The following is a 22,694-nucleotide window of genomic DNA, read 5'->3' as shown; positions in this document are numbered from 1 at the left end:
ATATCTTTATAGCTATAAAAACATTTACCCTGAATGTCCTACAACAATTTATCTATTTAAAAGGCGACAAACTCTGGCTGGTAACAAATGGCTGGTTCGCACCCGACTATAGCCTAACCGACGGGCAAAACCAGTACGGTAAAATTTACAACGAAGGGATGTTTTCGTCGGCAACAATCCTTCAAACCGACGATAATTCCATTACCGCACTGGGTGCTGGCAACGGTGACATCACTTTAAAACCTCCGAAGGCAAAATAATGGGTTATGCTGAAACAAAATTCTTCAGCAACACGCTCCAACTCACGCTAAATAATGGCTTTAAAGCAACTTTGAACCAACCCAACATATGGCGGATGATATATGTATGGAATAATGCCGACGGCAAAAAATTAATGGAAATAGAAGGTAACATACTCTCCTCCATCTGTATAAGCTTTGACGATAGCCACACAGCCACACCGTACTTTCTTCCCGTCCTATTTACCGGTTTAAAACACTTGATGCAGGTTAGCATAAATGCTGGCTAATACTATGCATGCATAATAAATTATCCACACCGCGTTATTCTTAAAGCAAAAAATATAACTTTGCGCCACCAAATATAAAAGGCATCCAACATCATGAAAGAAGTACATATCGTATCGGCAACGCGTACCCCTATCGGCAGTTTCGGCGGCAGCCTTGCAAATTTATCGGCTACGGCTTTGGGCGCTGTGGTTATTAAGTCGGCAGTTGAAAAAGCCGGTTTGCAACCCTCCGATATCCAGGAAGTTTATATGGGCAACGTATTGTCGGCCAATTTGGGCCAGGCACCTGCTACCCAGGCCGCAATATTTGCCGGCCTGCCTTTTATGCCCGCTACTACGGTTAATAAGGTTTGCGCTTCGGGCATGAAGGCTATAATGCTGGCCGCCCAAAGCATCGCCAATGGCGATAACGATATTGTACTGGCAGGCGGTATGGAAAGCATGAGCAATGTGCCCTATTATTTGGATAAGGCCCGCAATGGTTACCGCTTAGGCAACGGCCAGATAACCGATGGCTTGGTGAAAGACGGCCTATGGGATGTATATAACGACTACCACATGGGATCCGCTGCCGAACTTTGCGCTGTAGATTGCAACGTTACCCGCGAAGACCAGGATGCTTTCGCGATAGAATCGTACAAACGCACGCAGGCATCGCAAGCTGCCGGGAAGTTTGCCGACGAGATAACCCCGGTAGAGCTAAAAGATAAAAAAGGCGAAGTAAGCTTATTTAGCAATGATGAGGAACCTGCTGCCGTGAAATTCGATAAGATCCCCACGCTAAAACCGGTGTTTAAAAAAGACGGTACCGTTACCGCCGCCAATGCTTCTACCCTTAATGACGGCGCTGCGGCGCTGGTATTAATGAGTAAAGAAAAAGCCGAAGCGATGGGTATAAAGCCTTTAGCCAAAATAGTTTCTTACGCCGATGCACAGCAAGCACCGGAATATTTTACTACCGCCCCTTCAAAAGCGATCCCACTGGCATTGCATAAAGCTGGAGTATCGGCAGATCAGATTGATTTCTTCGAAATAAACGAGGCCTTCTCCGTGGTTGCAATTGCGAACAACAAATTATTAAATTTAAACCCCGCGAAAGTTAACGTAAATGGTGGAGCGGTGGCTATAGGGCATCCGCTTGGCGCTTCGGGCGCGCGTATTATTGTTACGCTGATACATGTTTTACAACAGAATGGCGGCAAGCTTGGCGCGGCGGGTATATGCAACGGCGGCGGTGGCGCAAGCGCAATGATTATTGAAAATTTACGTTAACAGGGAATTAGCTGTATTTTAGGTGAATCTTATTGTTAACGTTAGATTTTTTATTGTAAACCCATTGATGAAAGTTTTCTTTTTAGCTTTTACCCTCCTATTTGTTTCCACCCTTTCCTTTGCCCAGCATTCAGATGACAGTGGCAATCAAAAACTGCTGCGCATGTACCAGGATAGCCTGGCCAACCTGGGCAAACGCTTTATAAACGATACCGACGACCTGGCCCGTAAAGCGGCCAACTATAAGTTCATCCCTACGCTGGTAGCTGCCTTAAGAGTTAACAATTCATTCCGTTTCCCGTTCGATTCGGTAAAAAGTGTTAGCATCATTAAAGCGCCCGATAATCGTTTCCGTATCATCAGCTGGCATATTATGAACGCCGACGGCAGCTATCGCTTTTACGGCACCATACAAATGAACACCGGCGATAAGCTGGTAATGTACCCCCTGGAAGATTACTCCCCGCTACTAAAAAACCCGGAAGACAGCCTCACCGATAACCGCAAATGGTACGGTGCCCAGTATTATAAGATCATCCGGGTAGATACCAATAACCCCTACTACGTTTTACTGGGTTGGAAAGGCAGCACCGTTCGGTCCAATAAAAAGGTAATAGATGTGATCTCGTTTAACCGGGAAAATAAACCGGCAATGGGCATGGGCGTTTTTAATGGCAACGGCAAAAACCGTAAGCGTGTGGTGTTTGAGTATACCCGGCAGGCATCTATGCTGCTGCGTTACGTACCCGAACAGGGTGTTATCGTTTTTGACCACCTGGCCCCGCCCGACCCAAAAATGAAGGATAAGCCCGATACCTTTGGCCCCGACCTGAGTTACGATGGCTATAAACTAAAAGACGGCAAATGGTTTTTTGTAGAGAACCTGGATATGCGCAACATTCCCCAGCCCGAGGATATTGACATTATAGACCCCAAAAAGCAGGCTATTATAGATAGAGACCAGGTGCCTGTAAGAAAAACAATACAGCAGTAAACAAATCAATTAACCATCATTGATATACCATTCTGTAATAATTTCGGTATAAAATTTTGGTTTAGTATAATTATAGTATTTTTAGCGCAAATTTTATCCCCACTACAATAATGCAGGAAACCCCGATAGCATCAGAAAAGCCGAAAGGCAGGATCCCAAGAAGTGTACCTTTTATTATAGGCAACGAATTTGCCGAACGTTTTAGCTTTTACGGAATGCGCAGCATATTGGCTGTGTTCCTGGTACACCAGTTTTTCAGTCACGATGCTACCGCAATCGCCAATGCAAAATCAAGTAGCATAAATCACATGTTCTCTACACTGGTTTATGCTACTCCACTATTGGGGGCTATCCTGGCCGATTGGTTCTTTGGTAAATATCGCGTTATCCTTATCGGTTCCCTTATTTATACGATCGGGCACTTTTTACTTTCAATGTTTGATACCAGCCTCGGCGGTTTTCAAACAGGTTTAATTATTATCGCGTTTTCGGCAGGTGCCATCAAATCCTGCGTATCCGCAAACGTGGGCGACCAGTTCGACCATAGCAACCAGCATTTAATGAGCAGCATTTACAGCTGGTTTTATTTCAGTATCAATGCGGGCTCTATGGTAAGCTTGTTTCTCATCCCCCTTATTTACGAAAAATGGGGAGCATCATGGGCATTTGGCGTACCGGGCATCCTGATGGCGTTGGCCACTATCATCTTTTTCTCGGGAAGAAAAAGTTATGTAAAACTACCTCCAAAAGGCATTAACAAAGACAATTTTGTATCCGTTAGTTTTTATGCAATGATGTGTAAATTCAACGGCAAAGCAAAAGCAACCGGTAAAACCGCCTGGGAATGCGCTGAGGCAAAATACAGCGAACAAAAAGTTGACGGCATAAAAGCAGTTTGGCGCGTTATGGCGGTATTTGCCTTTATCCCTGTATTTTGGTCGCTTTGGGATATGAACAGTGCCGAGTGGGTGCTGCAATCCGAAAAACTCGACCTTGGCCTTGGCATCAGCAACTGGACTATTCTTCCTTCGCAAATACAAACCGTAAACGCGGTTTTTCTGCTTGCGTTTATACCGCTCTTCAACTATGTATTGTACCCATTGGTAGCAAAACTGGGCATTAAACTCACGGCGTTGCGCAAAATTGGGGCCGGCTTGTTTATTACCGGGTTTAGTTTTGTTATTATCGCTTTACTGCAGGTAAAAGTTGACGCAGGCCAGCATCCATCCGTGTGGTGGCAAATATTGGCGTTTGCAATCCTTTCTGCCGGCGAAGTACTGGTTTCAATCACTGGCCTGGAGTATGCCTACACCCAATCACCGCCGTCCATGAAAAGCACGATGACAGCCATTTGGTATTTCACCTATTCGGTGGGGTCGTTTTTTAATGCAGTTGTAACCAACAGCATTGCAAGTGGTGGTATGTTTAAGGGTTTTACAGGCGCATCTTTCTTCTGGCTGTTTGTGGCTATCTGCTTTGGTTTTGTGTTGATATTTGTTTTTGTAAGCCCATTCATCAAAGAGAAAGCCTACTTAGCGGCAGATGTGTTGGCAAAAGGCATGGATATCCGCGACGATCACACCAGCAAAATTCATCCCGATAACCCTATCGTGTAAAATATTTACTCGCCTAAGCCGTTTGCATTTAAGGCAAAAGATAGCGTGTAAAGAAAATATTACCTAAAAAGTACAGGATTGCAGCAGCTTTCCTGTTTTTTTGTGTTGAACCAATATAAATTGGATTATTTTAGCCGTTTACATTTACCTCATTTCAATTATTGATAAGTGCCGGATAGTATAGTAATTATACCAACCTACAACGAGAAGGAAAACATCGAAAGGATGATTCACAAAGTGTTTTCGCTTGTGCACGATTTCCATTTACTTATTGTGGATGACGGTTCGCCCGATGGTACCGCAAAGATTGTTAAATCCTTACAGCGCGATTATGGCGAAAAACTTTTCATTGTAGAACGAGCGGGTAAACTGGGTTTAGGCACAGCCTACATCCACGGCTTTAAATGGGCCATTGCCAACCATTACGATTATGTTTTTGAGATGGATGCCGATTTTTCGCATAACCCCGATGACCTGCTTCGCCTGCGCCAGGCCTGTATAGATGATAACGACGCGGTTATTGGCTCGCGGTATATCAAAGGTGTAAACGTTGTTAACTGGCCCATGAGCCGGGTGTTGATGAGTTATTTCGCATCGGTTTACGTGCGTTTTATTACCGGTATCGACATCCAGGATTCCACCGCAGGCTTTATGTGCTACAGGCGTAAGGTACTGGAAACCATCGAACTGGATAAGGTAAAATTTGTAGGTTACGCGTTCCAGATAGAAATGAAATTCACCACTATTAAACATGGTTTCAGGGTAAAAGAGATCCCAATCATCTTTACCGACCGCACCGCCGGCACCTCCAAAATGTCTAAAGGAATTTTTAAAGAAGCCGTGTTTGGCGTACTGCAAATGAAATTCAATAGCATTTTCAGGAAGTATCCGGAAGGATAGATTTGAGATGTGAGATGTGAGATGTCAGATGTGAGATAATGCCTTGCTGCTAAGCATTTTTGTCTCAAATCTCAAATCTCGTATCTAACATCTAACTAAAAAATACTAATTTCGTTGGCAATGAATGAAAATCTTGATCCGGAACGTGAGCACCTCTCTCCTGCCGAACGCGATATAGAAAAAGTATTGCGCCCGCAGGCTTTTGAAGATTTTACGGGGCAGCATAAGATATTAGCCAACTTAAAAATATTTGTACAAGCAGCCCGCCAACGTGGCGAAGCGTTAGATCATGTGTTGCTGCACGGCCCTCCGGGGCTGGGCAAAACTACCCTCTCGCACATAGTGGCCAACGAGATGGGTGTAGGCATTAAAATAACATCGGGCCCGGTGCTTGATAAACCAGGCGACCTCGCCGGCCTGCTCACCAACCTGGAAACGGGCGATATTCTTTTTATAGACGAGATTCACCGTTTAAGCCCCCTCGTAGAAGAATACTTGTATTCGGCCATGGAAGATTTTAAGATAGATATTATGCTGGAGAGCGGGCCAAACGCACGTTCTGTGCAGATTTCGCTTAACCCTTTCACCCTCGTTGGCGCAACCACACGCTCCGGTTTGCTTACCGCTCCCTTACGGGCAAGGTTTGGCATAAACGCCCGGCTGGAATATTACGACGCGAAACTGTTAACCACCATTGTTCTGCGCTCCTCATCCATATTAAAAACTCCCATTAGCGACGAGGGCGCTTATGAAATTGCCCGCCGAAGCCGTGGTACACCCCGTATAGCAAACGCGCTGTTGCGCCGCACACGAGATTTTGCCCAGATAAAAGGCGACGGCAACATTGACACCGCCATTGCCAAATATGCTTTGAACGCCCTTAATGTGGATGAACACGGTCTTGACGAGATGGATAACAGAATCCTGACGACGATCATAGATAAATTTAAGGGCGGCCCTGTTGGCCTGAAAACCATAGCGACCGCCGTTGGCGAAGAAGAAGGTACCATTGAAGAAGTTTACGAACCTTTTTTGATACAGGAGGGCTTTTTAATGCGAACAGCCCGTGGCCGCGAAGCTACAGAAGCCGCTTATAAGCATTTAGGAAGGATAAAACTGGGGGGCAATCCGTCATTATTTTAACATAATTGCGCGACGGGCTGTATTTATCATTGGTTAAATATTTACCAATTAGGAAATTAAAAAGTGTCTATTTTACACATTGTGATACTTTTTTAACATCAAAACATTATTGGGGTTGCGGTTGTAGTTAATTTTTCATTACTTGCCTGCACCAATAACAGCCTATGTTAGACGTAATACCTTGCGAAAACGAGTTACTCCTGAGAGTTGCCGGCGGAGATGAACACGCCTTTAGTGAACTGTTCAACACCCATCATCAGCTTTTAGGTACTCATATCTACCGTATAACCGGTTCGGCCGAACTTGCAGAAGAAGTGGTGCAGGACGTTTTCCTTAAAATTTGGCTTAGCCGCGAAAGCCTTGCCGCGATACAGCACTTCAAAGCCTATTTGTTTGTAATTTCTAAAAATCATGCGCTCAACTGCTTGCGAAAACTCGCAAAAGAACGCCTCCGCCAAAAAACCATCGAAGAAAACGCGATGGCACTGATCCCTGAAGATAACAGCGGCTTAGATACCTACTACAGCCTGCTGGACGAGGCCATTGACCACCTGCCGCCGCAGCAGCAAAAGGTATACCTGCTTAGCCGCCATAAACGCTTAAAATACGATGAGATAGCCAGCCAGATGGGCCTGTCGCGCGAAACTGTTAAAAAATACCTGCAGGCTTCTACCCATTCTATCACCATCTTTGTGCAGTCGAACATGGATATGTCGGTAGTAATTGCGCTTGCTGCAATTATTTTGAAAAAAAGTTAAGAAGCGATACCCCCTTTTTATTTGCCTTTTGTGTCTTTAACATAAAGCTCCCCGGCTTTATACACTGCCAATTATTGAACAACATTTAATGAAAACATCCAGCGTGAGGTTGCAATACCTTTTTGATAAATATTATAACAAAACGGCCACTCCGCAGGAGTGCGACGAGTTGTTTGCTATAATAGATGACGGCAAGTGCGATGAAGAACTGTCCAGGTATATCCGCCAGGCCTGGGAGGAGATCAAACCAGGTGAGCCTTTATTTAATGTTGATAAATCAAATGCCATTTTAAAAAACATACTGGGCTCCGCCGATACCGATAACAGCCTGAAGCCCGGTCGAACGTTGATCTTATGGGGTAAAATTGCAGCGGCGGCAGTGATGTTGCTCTTCGTAGGGTTTTGTGTTCAATACTATTTACGCCAGCAACAGCCAGTGCAAACGGTGGCCAAAGCAGTTAAACACCCTGCGCATGATGCTTTACCCGGCGGTAACAAGGCCATACTTACCCTCGCCAATGGCAAAACCATTATTCTGGATAACGCCCAAAACGGCACACTTGCTAAGCAAGGCGCTACCGTAGTTAAAAAAACTGCCGACGGGCAGTTGCTGTATAACGCCGCCGCCATGGCCGACAACAGCCCTACCCCATCCATCAATACCATCGTAACGCCACGCGGCGGGCAATACCAGGTTATTTTACCCGACGGCACCAAAGTTTGGTTGAACGCTGCATCGTCCTTGCGTTTTCCTATATTTTTTACGGGCAAAACCCGAGAGGTGGATATAACCGGCGAGGCTTATTTCGAGGTGGCGAAAAACGCTGCGATGCCTTTTAAGGTTAAAACCAACCGTGCCGAAATTGAGGTACTGGGCACACATTTCAACATAATGGCTTATGACGACGAAACCACGATGAAAACAACACTGCTGGAAGGCGCGGTAAACATTAAAAGCGGAAACTTTAGCGCCAGGCTTAAACCCGGCCAGCAGGCACAAATAACCGCCAACGGCCAAAGCAAAGTGGTTGATGATGTGGATGTAGACGACGAAACCGCATGGAAGAACGGCATCTTTCAGTTCAGGGACGCGGGGATAGATATGATATTGCGCCAGGCATCACGCTGGTACGATGTGGATGTGATCTACAAAGGTACCATTCCCCACCGGGAATTTAATGGCCGTATAGCACGCAGCGTAAAGGCATCCGAGTTACTTAACATGCTGGAGTACACGGGCGTAAAATTAAAAATTGAAGGAAAGAACATTATTGTTCTATAAACAGCCAAAAAAACACCCAATATACATTACCAATATTCACCTTAAAAAACACACCATGATTGAAGCACTACGACGACAGCCAAGTTAGCCCGCAAAGCGAACCCGGTTGGGCTAAACATGCCAACAGATCATAAAAAAACCGGGAAGTGTTTCGACCACTTCTCCGGCTAAGCATCTGGGTTCCCCAACCATCGCAATCTGACGAATTGAAACTTAATGTTTAACCCAAACTCTACAAACTTATGAATTTTAATTCTAAGGCCATGCCCTTGGCGTGGCCTAAACTTTCCAAAATTATTTTGGTTATGAAACTCACTGCCATTTTAATAATTGCAGCCCTCACCAACATCAGCGCCAAAACTTACAGCCAGGTGGTTTCTTTAAAACAAAAGAATACCTCGGTTGAAAAGATCCTGCGCCAGATAGAAAAACAAACCGGTTATCATTTTATGTATGATAAGCAGGATGTATCAAGAGTGGGTGCTATAAATATCGAAGTATCTAAGGTCACCATTTCCGAAGCACTCGACAAAGCCTTTGAAGGCCAACCCCTTACCTACAGGATCTTCCAGGAGACCATTGTGGTAAAAAAGAAGGATGCCGATAACAACCCTGTTGAAATTAAAGCAGTAGACATTGTTGGTACAGTTACAGATGCCAAAGGCCCTTTGCCTGGTGTAAATGTAAAGCTTAAAGGTACCACAACCGGTACAGTAACCGATGTTAACGGCAAATACAAGCTCACCGTACCAGAGGGGAACGGCACATTGGTATTCAGCTTTATTGGCTACAACTCGCAGGAAGTTACCATTAATAACCGCACCACCATTGACGTAGTATTGGCAGAGCAGCCACAGGCGCTAAGTGAGGTGGTTGTAGTGGGCTACGGCACTCAAAAACGTGTGGACCTTACCGGTTCGGTAGGCAGCGTAAGCGGCCGCCAATTGCAGGACAGGCCGCAAACCAACCTGGAGCAGGAACTCGCCGGTAAAATTGCCGGTGTAAACGTATCTACCAACTCGGGTGCACCAGGTGGTGCTACCAAAATTCGCATCCGTGGGTACAGCTCAATCAACACCAATACCGACCCATTGTACGTTGTCGACGGCGTGGTTTGGACAGAAGGCGGTAACTCCATTAACCCTAATGACGTAGAATCTATCGATGTATTGAAGGATGCATCGTCTACCGCTATTTACGGTACACGCGGTGCAAACGGTGTTATTTTGGTAACCACTAAGCGTGGCAACAAAGGAGCGCCGTCGTCCGTAAGTTATGATAGCTATGTAAGCGTAAGCAAAATGGCACGCAAAATCCCGGTGCTAAATGCGAAACAATTTTTAGCGGTGGAAGACCAATCATATGCTAACATCAAAAAATACGACCCGGTTGGCTGGGCGAAAGGTGACTATGCCGAAAAAGACCCAAAGGTGATTCGCACCGCATTAATAGGTAAGCTATTCGATAGTAATTTACAGCCGCTATATGATGTAGACTGGCAGGATGCAACAACCCGTACCGCGGTTAGCCAGAACCATAATCTCTCGTTCACCGGTGCCACGGAAAAGCTGAATTACGGTTTGTTCTTAAACTATGCCGACGACCAGGGCATCATCATTAACAGCTACTTAAAACGCTATAACGCCCGACTAACTTTTGATAACCAGGTAAAATCGTGGTTAAAAGTTGGCGCTACTTTAAACTACAACGCGCAGGATGGCCGCCTGCAGGATAATGGTACCGGTGGTAACAACATCCCGCGTATGTTAATTGAAATGCCATCTATCATCCCTATAAAATACGCCGACGGCAGCTACGGCAAACGTACCGACTACCCCAATATGGAGGGCGGCGATAACCCCGTTGCGCAGGCAAACGAAATTGTAAACCTTAATAAGATCCGCGTGTTTAGCGGTAACGGTTATTTAAACTTCAACCTATTGCCAGGCCTGCAATTCCGCAGTACACTGGGAATAACCACCTCCGCAAATTACTTCCCTAATTCGCAAACAGGTTTGGTTGGAGGCGCAACTGCCGATCAGAAGTACAGTTCGGCTTCTATCAGCGAGCGTAACAACACGTTCTGGCAATGGGAAAATCACTTCACCTACGATAAAACCTTCAACGACATCCACAAGATCAACGTGGTGGCAGGTTTCGAACGTCAAAATTTTAAGCAAACAGGTTTCGGCGCATCAACTGGCAGCTTATCTGACGATTTTTATGGTTATTACAACCTTGCAGCAGGTAAAATCCCAGGCATACCTGGCTCTAATTACGACGCGTGGCAAATGCAGTCGTTTTTCGGCAGGATCAATTACAATCTCAAGGAGAAATACTTGTTAACCGTTACCGGTCGTGAAGATGGTTCATCCCGCTTCGGTAAAAACGTTAAATATGGTTTCTTCCCTTCTGCCGCCTTGGCGTGGCGCGCATCGCAGGAAGCCTTTCTGAAGGATAACAAAACCATATCCGACCTAAAGTTCCGCTTAAGCTACGGGCTAACCGGTAACTCAGAGATTGGAGAGTATCAATCGCAGGCCAGAATTGAGACCACCAACTATATTTTTGGCGGCGCGCAAGCCATTGGCACGCACCAAACCACTATTGGTAACGAAGATCTGTCATGGGAGAAAAATTCCGAGATAGACTTTGGTGTATCACTTGGCTTATTTAACAACCGTGTTACGTTGGAAGCCGACGCTTATCTAAAGAAAACCCAGGCCTTGCTGCTGAATGCGCCATTACCGCAAACCAGTGGCTTTGGCAGTGTTTATAAAAATATTGGCAGGCTGCAAAACAAGGGTTTGGAGTTCACCATCAGCACACAAAATATAAAAACCGATAATTTCAGCTGGAACTCTTCCTTCAATATTTCGCTGTTAAAAAGCAAGATCATTGCATTGGGTGCTAATAACGACGATATCTACCTGTCGCCGGGCTTCCTTTCAGACTTTAACCTGATGCGCGTTGGGCTTGCTCCCGGCAGCTTTTACGGTTACACGGTGTTAGGCACCTGGGGTACCAGCGAAGCTACTGAAGCGGCTAAATACAACCTGCTTCCGGGTGATCTGAAAATAAAGGATCTGAATGGCGACGGCAAGATCAGTGCCGACGACCGCGAAGTATTAGGAAAATCAACTCCGGATGGTTACGGTACCTTAACCAACAACTTCCGCTATAAAAACATCGATTTGGGTGTAGAGTTGCAGTTTAACTATGGGAACCAGATTATGAACCTAACCCGCCACTCGGGCCAGGACCGTACCGGCCAGGCAAACAGCTACGCCACTGTATTAAACGCGTGGACACCGGAAAACCAAAACACCAGCATAGCCGAAAACAGGCCAGCCTATGTGAGGTATCAAACCGAGATCTATTCTACCAAGGTAGAAAACGGATCGTTCATACGCGGCAGGGCGGTAACACTGGGTTACAACTTCTCGAATAACATTCTTAAGAAATTAAAAATGAGCAGGCTGAGGGTTTATGCACAAGGGCAAAACCTGTTCCTGATAACCAAATACACCGGTTACGATCCTGAGGTATCTACCTACAACGGTAACAGCAACTTTACCCAAGGCATCCAGTTTTATGATTATCCAAAACCAAGAACATTCCTGCTTGGTGTAAACGCAAGTTTCTAATTAAACAATTTAATAGATCATTATTATGAAGTTTAACTTAAAAAAATACAGGGTCGGTTTGTTAATACTGATCCTTGCTGCGCCGCTTGGCAGCTGCAAAAAATACCTCGATGAGGAAAATAAAGGCAACTTTGTAAAGGATAATTACTTTACAACCGCATCGCAGGCCCAAACCTTTGTAAATGGTATTTATACCTCGTTGTATATGTTCCAAAACGGTGATGCCTATGGCGAGAGCCCTTTTATTACGCTTGAATTATTTGCCGGGCATGCTACCTCACTTGGGCAAAGCGTAAACAACCGGGCCGTTATTACACAAACTACCAGTTCGGTCAACCCGGGTTTTCAAACGGTTTGGGCTAATAGTTATAACGCTATTTCAAACGCCAACATCGCCATCGCTAATATTCCCAAGATCACTATGCCCGATGCGGATAAAAAACGACTACTTGGCGAAGCATACTTTTTAAGGGCATTCTTCTACTTCCACCTGGTAAGGCTTTATGGCGATGTGCCTTTGATTACCGAACCGGTAGCTATAAACAGCGAGAATCTTTACCCTACCCGTACCCCGATCGCCGACGTGTATACTTTGATTGTAAGCGACCTGCAGGCAGCCAAAGCTTCGGGTATAGATGAAAAGGAAGAAACGGGCCGCGCATCGCTTGGAGCTGTACGCACATTATTGGGCAGCGTATACTTAACGATGGCTGGCTTCCCTTTAAATAAACCGGAAAATTACGCATTGGCTGCACAGGAGGTTTTACCCGTATTGAATCAATACACGCTGTTTGATAAATACGATTATTTGCACGATAACGCCCACAAAAACACTGGCGAACTTATCTTCCAGATAAATTACCTGCTGGGTGTACGCACCAATGCCATTCCGCAACTTACATTACCATTTAATTTACAGGTAGGTGCCTACGGTGACCACCTTGGAGCCATGATCCCCACCGATGAATTTGTGGCAAGCTACGAGAGCAGTGACTTACGTGCGAAGGAAAGACAATTTTATTTCTCCAGTTATCCGAAGGATAAAGACCCAAACACCATCATACAATTTGGCGAACACGCTTTGTACAAGTTTTTTCATGTAGAAAGTGCATTAGGCAATGGCAGTTCTGATGAAAACTGGACATTGCTGCGTTTACCGGAAGCAATGCTGATATATGCCGAAGCAAGCAACGAAGCCGAAGGCAGCCCGAATGCCACAGCTATTGCCCAGCTTAATAAAATAAGGGCCCGCGCACAGCTGGCACCTGTAGGCGCGTTACCAAAGGAAGCGTTCAGAGAAGCTGTTTGGCGAGAGCGTTATCACGAGCTGGCGTATGAGGATAAAGCATACTTCGATATTCAACGTACACACAAGGTGTATAATGTAAAAAATAACTCCTTCGGAGAGGCTACCTCCACCCCTAACGAACAGGGTGTAACCATGAAGCAGCAATACTACCTGTGGGCAATACCGCAGCGGGAAATAAACACCAACACAAAACTCACCCAAAACCCTGGTTGGTAACAAAATCAATATAAAAGACTGGCAATACCCGCCAGTCTTTTATATTTACAGCCGGTTTAATTCCTCTAATATCAATTCACACATGAAAAAAAGATTCCTCTTTTTTAGCTCGATACTTTTAGCCACCACAACTTTTGCCCAGCAGGCACCAAAAATAGCCGACCCGGTTGAATGGATAAACCCACTGATGGGTACCCAATCTAAATACGACCTGAGCAACGGTAATACCTACCCTGCTATCGCCCTGCCCTGGGGAATGAACTTTTGGACCCCACAAACCGGTAAAATGGGCGACGGATGGCAGTACACTTACGATGCTTATAAGATAAACGGCTTTAAACAAACCCACCAGCCATCCCCATGGATGAATGACTACGGGCAATTTGCCATTATGCCCGCAACTGGTAAGCTAAAAGTTACGCAAAACGGTCGTCAAAGCTGGTTTTCGCATAAAACAGAGATAGCCAAACCCTACTACTACAGCGTTTACCTGGCCGACCATGATGTTACTACCGAGATAACCCCTACCGAGCGAAGCGCGCAATTCAGGTTCACTTACCCAAAATCAGATAGCTCATTCATTGTGATAGATGCCTTTGATAAAGGTTCATACATTAAAGTATTTCGTGGCGAAGGCAAAATTGTGGGTTACTCTACCAAGTACGCCCGCGGGCCACTAAAAAATTTTAAAAACTACTTTGTTATTTATGTAGATAAACCTATCGGTCTGGCGCAGCTTTACAGCGATAGTACATTGAACGACGGTAGCGAACTCACCGCAAAACACGTGAGCGCGATCATCGGTTTCAAAACTACCAAAGGCGAGAAAGTACACTTGCGTGTGGCTTCGTCATTCATCAGCATAGAACAAGCAGAAATAAGCCTGCAACGAGAAGTGGGTAAAGATAGTTTTAATGCTACCGAAGCTAAGGCCAAAGCTACCTGGAATAAAACACTGAGCCGTTTGGCGGTTGAAGGCGGCACGGTTGACCAAACCCGCACATTTTACTCTTGCCTTTACCGGATGTTGTTCTTCCCTAACAAGATGTATGAGGTAGACGCTAAAGGGCAAATTATGCACTGGAGCGCACAGGACGGCACGGTAAAACCCGGCTATAAATTTGCTGGTACGGGCTTTTGGGATACCTTCCGTGCTTTGTACCCTTTCCTGAATTTGGTTTACCCGGCCATCAACAAAGAGATGCAGGCGGGCTTGGTGAACGACTATAAAGAAGGCGGCTGGCTGCCGGAGTGGAGCAGCCCGGGTTACTCGGACGTTATGGTTGGTAACAACTCCGCGTCGGTAGTGTCTGATGCTTACCTTAAGGGTGGCCGCGGTTACGATATCAATACGCTTTACGAAGCCCTAACCCATGGTGCCAATAATGATGGGCCTCGTGCTACCGGCCGTGATGGTGTTGACTATTACAATTCGCTTGGTTATGTACCCTATGACGTAAAAATAAACGAGAACGCCGCGCGTACTTTGGAGTATGCTTATGACGATTTTACCATATACAAATTAGGCAAAGCCCTGGGTCGCCCAACAGCTGAAACCGACGTGTATAAACAACGCAGCATGAACTACAAAAACCTGTTCGACCCGCAAACAGGTTTAATGCGCGGTAAAAACAAGGACGGTAAATTTCAGTCTCCGTTTAATCCTTTCAAATGGGGCGATGCATTTACCGAAGGCAACAGCTGGCACTATACCTGGAGCGTTTTTCATGATATTAACGGGCTTATCGGTCTAATGGGCGGCAAGGAAAAATTTGTGACCAAGTTAGATTCGGTATGGTCTTTACCGCCGGTATTTGATGACAGTTACTATGGTGAAGTTATCCACGAGATCCGCGAGATGCAAATAGCCGGAATGGGGCAGTACGCGCACGGCAATCAGCCTATCCAGCACATGCCTTACTTATACAACTACGCAGGCCAGCCGTGGAAAACCCAGCTGCACGTGCGCGATGTAATGAATAAGCTGTACAAAGCTACCCCTGATGGTTACTGCGGTGATGAGGATAACGGGCAAACATCTGCCTGGTATGTGTTTTCGGCAATGGGCTTTTACCCGGTATGCCCATCCAGCGGACAATATGTTTTGGGTACGCCTTTGTTTAAAAAACTAACGCTTACTTTGGAGAACGGCAAAAAAGTGGTTATTAACGCGCCAAACAACAGCGATGCTAACCGTTATGTAAACACTCTGACAGTAAACGGCAAGCTGTACGATTACAACTGGCTGAGTCATGCTGCTTTACAACAGGGCGGGGTGTTGAATTTCAGCATGTCGGCAATGCCAAATAAAGCGAGAGGCATCAAAGCCGAGGATGTACCGTATTCACTATCAACAGAAAAGTAAAAAAGAGGATATATTAGTAGCATGAAATTAACGCGATTTTTATTTTTCCTGGCCATACTTTCGGCTGTATTTAGATCAGTTTTATTTGCGCAGGATACGGTAAAGGCAAAATTTACACCGCCGGTATTGATGAGTACGCTTAGGCTTGGCATTGCGGGCATGTCGCACGATCATGTAAACGGCATTCTGAACGATTACCAGCAAGGCAAGGTGATCATTGTTGGTATTGCCGAAGCAGATAAAGCGCTCCGTGCCAAATACCAGGAAAAATACCATCTGCCCGATTCTATCTTTTTCGACGACCTGAAGAAGATGGCCGTAACCACCAAACCCGATGCGGTGCTGGGTTATAACCCCGTTGCAAAACACATCGATGTGGTGGAGATCTGCGCCCCTTTGGGGATCAGCGTAATGGTGGAAAAACCGCTGGCTGCTACTCTTGCGCAGGCCAAGCGCATGGAATTTTTGGCGCTGAAGTATTACATAAAACTGCTTACCAACTACGAAACTACCTGGTACCCCTCCTACCAGCACGTGTACAATATGGCGTCGAAGGACAGCATTGGGCGCATCCGCAAAATGGTGGTACACGACGGGCACCAGGGGCCAAAAGAAATTGGCTGCAGCAAGGAGTTTTTAAGCTGGCTCACCGACCCGGAACTAAACGGCGGCGGCGTACTCATCGACTTTGGCTGCTACGGTGCCAACCTGATGACCTGGCTAATGGAAGGCCAGAAACCAATTGCAGTAACCGCCGTTGCCCGTCACTTTAAGCTCAATGTTTACCCCAAAGTGGAAGACGACGTTAACATTTTAATAGAATACCCAACCGCGACAGGCCTCATAGAAGCATCATGGAACTGGCCGTTCTCCATAAAAGACCTTGAAGTTTTTGGCGATAAAGGCTATATACACGCGCTGGACCGAAGTAAAATCACGACAAGGGTAAACGATAACGTAATCAACGCTAACATCACCAACGCTTTGGAAGCACCACTGGATAACCCGGTTACCTACCTGCAACTGGTGCTTAAAAATCGCCTGCTGGGTATTAATGATCGCTCTTCGCTAAAGTATAACATGACTGTGATGCAGATACTTGATGCGGCCAAACGCTCCATTGCGGAGGGCAAGCGGATAGTTCTATAATTCTATTTTATTTATTAACAGTTAATAATATATCCTTTAGAATTGTATTATTTTAGCGCCCTAACTATAAACAATCATCTATCGCTATGTTAAAACAATTTTCTGCCCTGTTACCATTGTTCGTTTTAGGCATGGTTTCCTGCCAGTCCAAACCATCATCAACCGATAAAAAAGCAAACGATACCGTTTCCACCACACAAACCAGCTCGCCCGATGTAGTGGCCAAACTGGCAACAGGCCCGGTAGATAACGCTGCTGTAATGGCCCGCAAACAAGTACCCATTGTTTGCTACCACCAAATACGCGACTGGAAAGCTACTGACAGCAAAGGTGCTAAAGATTATATTGTACAAATAGCGGCTTTTAAAGAGCACATAAAAATGCTGGCCGATAGCGGTTACCACACTATTCTGCCAAATCAGTTATATAATTATTTAACTACAGGTGCTGCATTGCCTAAGAAACCCATCATGCTTACATTTGATGATACGGACCTTGATCAGTTCACCATTGCTGCCCCGGAGTTGAAGAAATATGGTTTTAAAGCCGTTTATTTTGTGATGACGGTATCTATCGGCCGCCCCCATTACATGACTGCCGATATGGTTAAAAAACTATCAGACGATGGTAACCAAATTGCCAGCCACACCTGGGATCACCATCGTGTAGACAAGTACACGCATAACGGCGTATTGGTGATAAAAGGCAAAAACGGCAAAATAACCAACCGCCCTGTTGATGATTGGGTTACCCAGATAGATAAGCCAACCAAAAAACTGGAAGAAATAACCGGTAAAGAGATCGTTTACTTTGCCTACCCATTTGGGGTCTGGAAAAAACCAGTATTGCCTGAGATTCAAAAAAGAGGATTCAAATTGGCTTTTCAACTTGCTGACAAACGCGACCCGGACTATCCTCTACTAACTGTTCGCCGCATATTGGATAGTGGTTACTGGAGCACCAAAACCTTCAGCAACAGCGTTAGAAATAGCTTCTAAAAAGACTTAGGCATAAGCCATGTACGGATCTCATCTTCAAAACATTGCTAACAATGGATTCACCGTTGTAGATGATGTTTTCGCCGAAGATGAGATCCGTTCTGTTTTGCACGAGATCAGCAAAGCCGACGCTAACAAAAGCACATTCCGTAAATCAGCCGGGCTTTTTGCCATCAGGCAATTCCTTAAAGAGATCCCGGCAGCAAAGTCACTTATTTTCAACGCAAAGCTAAAGGCAACCATAGCAGCTTTATTTGGCGATGGTTACTTCGTGGTGAAATCTATTTATTTCGACAAACCCGAAGAATCCAACTGGTTTGTAGCCTGGCACCAGGACCTCACCATCTCAGTAGATAAGCGAACCGACCTGCCAGGCTTTGGACCGTGGACTACTAAACAAGATCAGTTCGGCGTACAGCCCCCATTAAATATTTTAGAGGATAATTTTACCATTCGCATCCACCTGGATAATGCAGATGCAGGTAACGGCGCATTAAAGGTGGTGCCCGGCTCCCATCTCAAAGGCATCTACCGGCCCGAAACGATCGATTGGGATGTAGAAACCGAAACTACCTGTGAGGTGAAGGCAGGCGGCATTATGGTAATGCGGCCTTTGTTACTCCACGCTTCTAGCCGTACAACCAATCACAAGCCCCGCAAGGTGATTCATATTGAATTTAGCAGGGCCGGGTTACCCGTAGAGACAAGCTGGGCAGAGCTGGGCAAAATTCAATAATTGAAAACGTTAGTTCCATCACAATTTTTATCCCAAATTCTATTTTCGTCCCGTTACGCTATCTAATTAATTTATTGCTAATTTTAGGTTTATCACCATATCCGTTACGCAATGATACCATAAGGTTTAGCACAACATCACCATGAAAGAGAAGGCCGAGTTGCTTGATTTATTAGACCAGCTAAAAAAAAGCGAGGAAAAATACCGCCAGCTTATAGAGCAAGCATCGGATGCCATATACCTTCTTAACCATTCCGGGGATTTTATAGATGTGAACCAAAGCATGTGCGCATTGCTTGGCTACACCCGCGAAGAGTTGCTTAAGATGAAAGTAGCCGACACAATAGACCCCGAACAGCTTAAAATTGACCCGCTTAAGTATGTCCCGCGATCTGCACCAGAAACTTCAACAGTGCGCGAAAGACGGTTTATGCACAAAAACGGGCAGGCGTTTGATGTAGAGGTAAATGTTAAAACCTTCCCCGATGACAGGGTGATGGTGATAGCTCGAGACATTACTGTCCGAAAAGCGATGGAGATGGACTTAAAGAACGCCGAGCTGAAGTTCCGCACCATTGCGGATAAATCCATGGTGGGCATTTACATTGTGCAGGGCGGTAAATTTGTATACATAAACCCCCGCTTTGCCGAGGTTTTTGGCTACACCACAGAAGAACTTAACGGCGAATACCCCTCTAACCTTATTATTCACCCCGATCACCGTGATAAAGTAAACGAAAGCATCCGCGCCCGCCTCAGCGGCGAAATTGAAAGCGTACATTACGAGACTGTTGGCCTGCGCAAAGATGGCAGCAACAACTGGGTGGAGTTTTATGGCAGTAGGGTAATGCTGGATAATGTGCCATCCATCATCGGCACCATGCTGGATATTACCGAACGTAAAAAGGCCGAAGAACAGATCCTGACGGAACGGGAATCGTTGCTACGGTCTGAGGCTAATTTGCAAACTATAATTAACAACACCGATACCGCCTACGCGCTTTTAGATACCGCGCTCAATATTATCGAATACAATAACATGGCGCTGCGCTATGCGCAAAAGGAGTTTAATTACAACCCGGCGTCGGGCAAAAACCTTATTGCCCAGATCCCTGTGGAGCGTTTGCCCAAATTCAGTGAATACATCGCCATGGTTTTAAATGGCGACCCGATAAGCTATGAAGTAAGCTACCCCGAACCGGATGGCTATCCAAAATGGTACCATGTACGCATGTTCCCTATCGCAAACCACCATAAGCACATTTTAGGACTTGTATTTGCGGCTACCGATATATCAGACCATAAGCGATCTGAGCAGCACCTGCAGCAAGCTTATGAAAACATCCAACACCATGTAGAAAGCATTAAGGATATGGCCTGGAAACAGTCGCACCTTATCCGCAGCCCCCTGGCCAACCTGAAGGCGCTTGTACAGATCCTAAAGAACGACCCCACAGACCAGGTTGTGCTTGATTATATCTCCGGCGAACTGGAGAGGCTGGATACCGTGATCATCGATATGGCCAACGAAGCATCGGCACGTACCGTTTATAATTAATTAGCCCGGCATCAGCGTTCGGGCAAATAACGTATTCCATTTGTTTTATTCGCTTGATTGAGCTATATTATGGGTAAATTGCGCATATATGAGCACCCAGGAGATCATTACCATTACCATTGTACTTACTGCTTTATTTGCCTACATCAACAACAGGTTTATAAAATGGCCGCCCACTATCGGCATTATGGTGCTCTCGCTGTTTTCTTCGGTTTTACTTGCAACGTTAGGTAGTTCGCAATCGTTACTATCGGCAAAAGCTATTCAATTAGCCACTTCGGTAGATTTTCAGGATGTGCTGATGAACTTTATGCTTAGCTTCCTGCTTTTTGCCGGAGCTATCCATATCGACGCCGCCAAACTAAAAAAAGAACGCTGGCCCATTTTATTACTGGCTACGGCGGGCACGCTCATTTCTACCTTTTTGGTAGGTGGCATGGTGTACTACCTCTTCATCCTGTTTCATATCAGTGTACCCTTTGTCTATTGCCTGCTGTTTGGCGCGTTGATATCCCCTACCGACCCCATAGCCGTTCTGGCGATATTAAAGCAAGCCAAGATACCAGCCTCTCTCGAACTTAAAATATCGGGCGAATCGCTGTTTAACGATGGCGTGGCGGTGGTTATCTTTATTAGCATTGCAGAGGTGGCGCGCTCCGGCGATTTTTCTGCAGTGGCCGTAAGCAAGCTATTTTTGCAGGAAGCGGTTGGCGGCCTGGTGTTTGGCGCTATACTTGGCTATGCGGGTTTCTGGGCGTTGCGATCTGTAGATGATTATAAGGTAGAGGTTTTAATCACCCTCGCTATTGTAATGGGAGGATATTTTCTGGCTGGGCGTCTGCACATATCTGGCCCGCTGGCTATGGTGGTTGCAGGTATTATTACAGGCAACAAAAGGCACGAGGGACTGTCTGACGTGAGCCGCGATTATCTGGATAAGTTTTGGGAACTAATAGATGAGATCCTAAACGCCGTACTTTTTCTGCTCATTGGTTTGGAGATGCTGATCATCAAAATAAACCCGGTAATGATGATCATTGGAGGAATTACTATCCTCGTTGTTTTGCTGGCGCGATGGATCTCGGTTTTTATCCCGGTATCGTTACTTCGCTATAAAATAAAATTCGAAGATAATGTGGTGGCTATTCTTACCTGGGGCGGTTTACGCGGGGGCCTTTCCGTAGCAATGGCCTTGTCCCTCGGCACAAATATGTACCGCGACGAGTTTGTACTCATCACCTACATCGTAGTCGTATTCTCCATTTTGGTGCAGGGGTTAACTATTGGCAAGGTGGCGAAGCGGCTGCAAACTAAGGCTTAGTCTGCACGATCCCTTTCTTCAGTCCAAAAAAAATCGCATACTGCCTAGAAACTTTTTCAATCGCCTTTAAATTATTCAGGCTTAAGGGTTTAAGAGGCGTTATCTCTATTTCCAGCAGGTCCTTTTTTATGGCGCGCTTCCAAAGCCCCTCAATTTTGCCGTTGATAAGGATGGTATGGTTAAAAATCGTTCCCCGCGGGTCGGCTTCGCTGATGTGTTTGGCATCCATGGTAGCGCCGCGGTCTTTATAGCTTACAATGTACTCATCATAATTAGGTAGCAGATGAACGGGGTTTGCTTTAGCAGTGGCTAATCCCGGCTCTGTAAACCAGTAAGTATTACCTTCAACCTCATGGCTGCTCACTTTCGATATAACGGCTTCCAGCCTGGCTTTAGCCTCGGTATTGGTTAAGCCGCTCCACCAGGCAAAATCGGCTACGGTTGCCGGGCCATGCGATATGAAATAACGTTCGGCAAGAATGGCAATAGCTTCCTCTTTTTCAAGGAGTTTCGTTTTAGGAACCCGCGCATCAAATAAAGCATAGGTAAATGCTTTACCCTCGCGCCCGCCGCTACACACCAATTGTTCCAGTTCCATGTGCATCATGATGTGTACAAGCCTCTGTTCGTTAGTGGCTATACCATGCTGATTCAGCAGCGCAGCAATCTCATCGCGCGAAAGTTGCGCTTTGTCATCCATCGCCTTAACAACCAAATTTTCGCATCGGGTGAGTATTTTCTCATCCAGTTTTAACTCGCTGTGCCTCGATGCGGCTGAAGCCTGGATACGGCCGGCGGTGAGGTGCAGCATCCATCTTACATCATCAGGATATACAAAATGCCAGGTGGGCCGCATTACATGGGTACGGATGATATCGCCATCTGCCAAGGCTTTGTCCAT

Annotated in this window: 16 protein-coding genes; 15 read left to right on the top strand and 1 reads right to left on the bottom strand. The window is 45.8% G+C overall.

Annotation, left to right across the window (positions count from 1 at the left end):
* Positions 1-622: 622 nt before the first annotated feature.
* From EPL05_RS08080 to EPL05_RS08010, 15 genes are all read left to right on the top strand, one after another.
* Positions 623-1,801: an acetyl-CoA C-acyltransferase gene (locus EPL05_RS08080; RefSeq protein WP_128533439.1), complete on the top strand. Its 1,179-nt coding sequence runs from the start codon at positions 623-625 to the stop codon at positions 1,799-1,801.
* A 67-nt stretch (positions 1,802-1,868) separates the two neighbouring features.
* Positions 1,869-2,795: a hypothetical protein gene (locus EPL05_RS08075; RefSeq protein ID WP_128533438.1), complete on the top strand. Its 927-nt coding sequence runs from the start codon at positions 1,869-1,871 to the stop codon at positions 2,793-2,795.
* A 110-nt stretch (positions 2,796-2,905) separates the two neighbouring features.
* Positions 2,906-4,411 (top strand): POT-type proton-dependent oligopeptide transporter, encoded by a 1,506-nt coding sequence (locus tag EPL05_RS08070; RefSeq protein WP_128533437.1) that lies wholly within the window; start codon positions 2,906-2,908, stop codon positions 4,409-4,411.
* A gap of 168 nt (positions 4,412-4,579) precedes the next feature.
* Positions 4,580-5,311, top strand: coding sequence for a polyprenol monophosphomannose synthase (locus EPL05_RS08065; RefSeq protein ID WP_128533436.1), 732 nt, complete (start codon positions 4,580-4,582; stop codon positions 5,309-5,311).
* A 120-nt stretch (positions 5,312-5,431) separates the two neighbouring features.
* Entirely contained in the window at positions 5,432-6,454 is a 1,023-nt protein-coding gene (gene ruvB / locus EPL05_RS08060; protein WP_128533435.1) for a Holliday junction branch migration DNA helicase RuvB, read from the top strand.
* 164 nt (positions 6,455-6,618) lie between these two features.
* Complete coding sequence (locus tag EPL05_RS08055) at positions 6,619-7,212, top strand: RNA polymerase sigma factor (protein ID WP_128533434.1); 594 nt, start codon at positions 6,619-6,621, stop codon at positions 7,210-7,212.
* A gap of 88 nt (positions 7,213-7,300) precedes the next feature.
* Positions 7,301-8,494, top strand: a complete 1,194-nt coding sequence (locus EPL05_RS08050; protein WP_128533433.1) for a FecR family protein — start codon at positions 7,301-7,303, stop codon at positions 8,492-8,494.
* A 305-nt stretch (positions 8,495-8,799) separates the two neighbouring features.
* The gene (locus EPL05_RS08045) at positions 8,800-12,141 is read left to right on the top strand and encodes a TonB-dependent receptor (RefSeq protein WP_166727666.1); all 3,342 of its coding nucleotides are present in this window, start codon (positions 8,800-8,802) and stop codon (positions 12,139-12,141) included.
* Between the two features lie 25 nt (positions 12,142-12,166).
* Positions 12,167-13,666 carry a RagB/SusD family nutrient uptake outer membrane protein gene (locus tag EPL05_RS08040; RefSeq protein WP_128533431.1) on the top strand — a complete coding sequence of 500 codons (1,500 nt, stop codon included), beginning with the start codon at positions 12,167-12,169 and terminating at the stop codon, positions 13,664-13,666.
* An 82-nt stretch (positions 13,667-13,748) separates the two neighbouring features.
* A complete protein-coding gene (locus EPL05_RS08035; protein WP_128533430.1) occupies positions 13,749-16,031 on the top strand; it encodes a GH92 family glycosyl hydrolase in 2,283 nt (760 codons plus the stop codon).
* A 21-nt stretch (positions 16,032-16,052) separates the two neighbouring features.
* The gene (locus tag EPL05_RS08030; protein WP_128533429.1) at positions 16,053-17,180 is read left to right on the top strand and encodes a Gfo/Idh/MocA family protein; all 1,128 of its coding nucleotides are present in this window, start codon (positions 16,053-16,055) and stop codon (positions 17,178-17,180) included.
* 86 nt (positions 17,181-17,266) lie between these two features.
* Complete coding sequence (locus tag EPL05_RS08025) at positions 17,267-18,178, top strand: polysaccharide deacetylase family protein (protein ID WP_128533428.1); 912 nt, start codon at positions 17,267-17,269, stop codon at positions 18,176-18,178.
* A 19-nt stretch (positions 18,179-18,197) separates the two neighbouring features.
* Positions 18,198-18,914: a phytanoyl-CoA dioxygenase family protein gene (locus EPL05_RS08020; RefSeq protein ID WP_128533427.1), complete on the top strand. Its 717-nt coding sequence runs from the start codon at positions 18,198-18,200 to the stop codon at positions 18,912-18,914.
* Between the two features lie 142 nt (positions 18,915-19,056).
* Positions 19,057-20,472, top strand: a complete 1,416-nt coding sequence (locus EPL05_RS08015; protein ID WP_128533426.1) for a PAS domain S-box protein — start codon at positions 19,057-19,059, stop codon at positions 20,470-20,472.
* Positions 20,473-20,560: 88 nt separating this feature from the next.
* Entirely contained in the window at positions 20,561-21,793 is a 1,233-nt protein-coding gene (locus EPL05_RS08010; protein WP_128533425.1) for a cation:proton antiporter, read from the top strand.
* On the opposite strand, the gene EPL05_RS08005 is transcribed toward EPL05_RS08010, so the two are convergent.
* A complete protein-coding gene (locus EPL05_RS08005) occupies positions 21,783-22,694 on the bottom strand; it encodes a winged helix DNA-binding domain-containing protein (protein WP_128533424.1) in 912 nt (303 codons plus the stop codon). The two genes, EPL05_RS08010 and EPL05_RS08005, sit on opposite strands and share 11 nt — an antisense overlap.

Origin of the sequence: Mucilaginibacter gilvus (assembly GCF_004054195.1) — a bacterium.
GTDB classification, from domain to species: Bacteria; Bacteroidota; Bacteroidia; order Sphingobacteriales; family Sphingobacteriaceae; genus Mucilaginibacter; species Mucilaginibacter gilvus.
This window is presented reverse-complemented; position numbering and strand designations above follow the sequence as displayed.

Coding starts and splice junctions, on each gene's coding strand:
- EPL05_RS08010 (WP_128533425.1), top strand. CDS start 20,561: ATGAGCACCCAGGAGATCATTACCATTACCATTGTACTTACTGCTTTA.
- EPL05_RS08015 (WP_128533426.1), top strand. CDS start 19,057: ATGAAAGAGAAGGCCGAGTTGCTTGATTTATTAGACCAGCTAAAAAAA.
- EPL05_RS08030 (WP_128533429.1), top strand. CDS start 16,053: ATGAAATTAACGCGATTTTTATTTTTCCTGGCCATACTTTCGGCTGTA.
- EPL05_RS08035 (WP_128533430.1), top strand. CDS start 13,749: ATGAAAAAAAGATTCCTCTTTTTTAGCTCGATACTTTTAGCCACCACA.
- EPL05_RS08075 (WP_128533438.1), top strand. CDS start 1,869: ATGAAAGTTTTCTTTTTAGCTTTTACCCTCCTATTTGTTTCCACCCTT.
- EPL05_RS08045 (WP_166727666.1), top strand. CDS start 8,800: ATGAAACTCACTGCCATTTTAATAATTGCAGCCCTCACCAACATCAGC.
- EPL05_RS08005 (WP_128533424.1), bottom strand. CDS start 22,694: ATGGACAAAGCCTTGGCAGATGGCGATATCATCCGTACCCATGTAATG.
- ruvB (WP_128533435.1), top strand. CDS start 5,432: ATGAATGAAAATCTTGATCCGGAACGTGAGCACCTCTCTCCTGCCGAA.
- EPL05_RS08020 (WP_128533427.1), top strand. CDS start 18,198: ATGTACGGATCTCATCTTCAAAACATTGCTAACAATGGATTCACCGTT.
- EPL05_RS08055 (WP_128533434.1), top strand. CDS start 6,619: ATGTTAGACGTAATACCTTGCGAAAACGAGTTACTCCTGAGAGTTGCC.
- EPL05_RS08050 (WP_128533433.1), top strand. CDS start 7,301: ATGAAAACATCCAGCGTGAGGTTGCAATACCTTTTTGATAAATATTAT.
- EPL05_RS08080 (WP_128533439.1), top strand. CDS start 623: ATGAAAGAAGTACATATCGTATCGGCAACGCGTACCCCTATCGGCAGT.
- EPL05_RS08025 (WP_128533428.1), top strand. CDS start 17,267: ATGTTAAAACAATTTTCTGCCCTGTTACCATTGTTCGTTTTAGGCATG.
- EPL05_RS08070 (WP_128533437.1), top strand. CDS start 2,906: ATGCAGGAAACCCCGATAGCATCAGAAAAGCCGAAAGGCAGGATCCCA.
- EPL05_RS08040 (WP_128533431.1), top strand. CDS start 12,167: ATGAAGTTTAACTTAAAAAAATACAGGGTCGGTTTGTTAATACTGATC.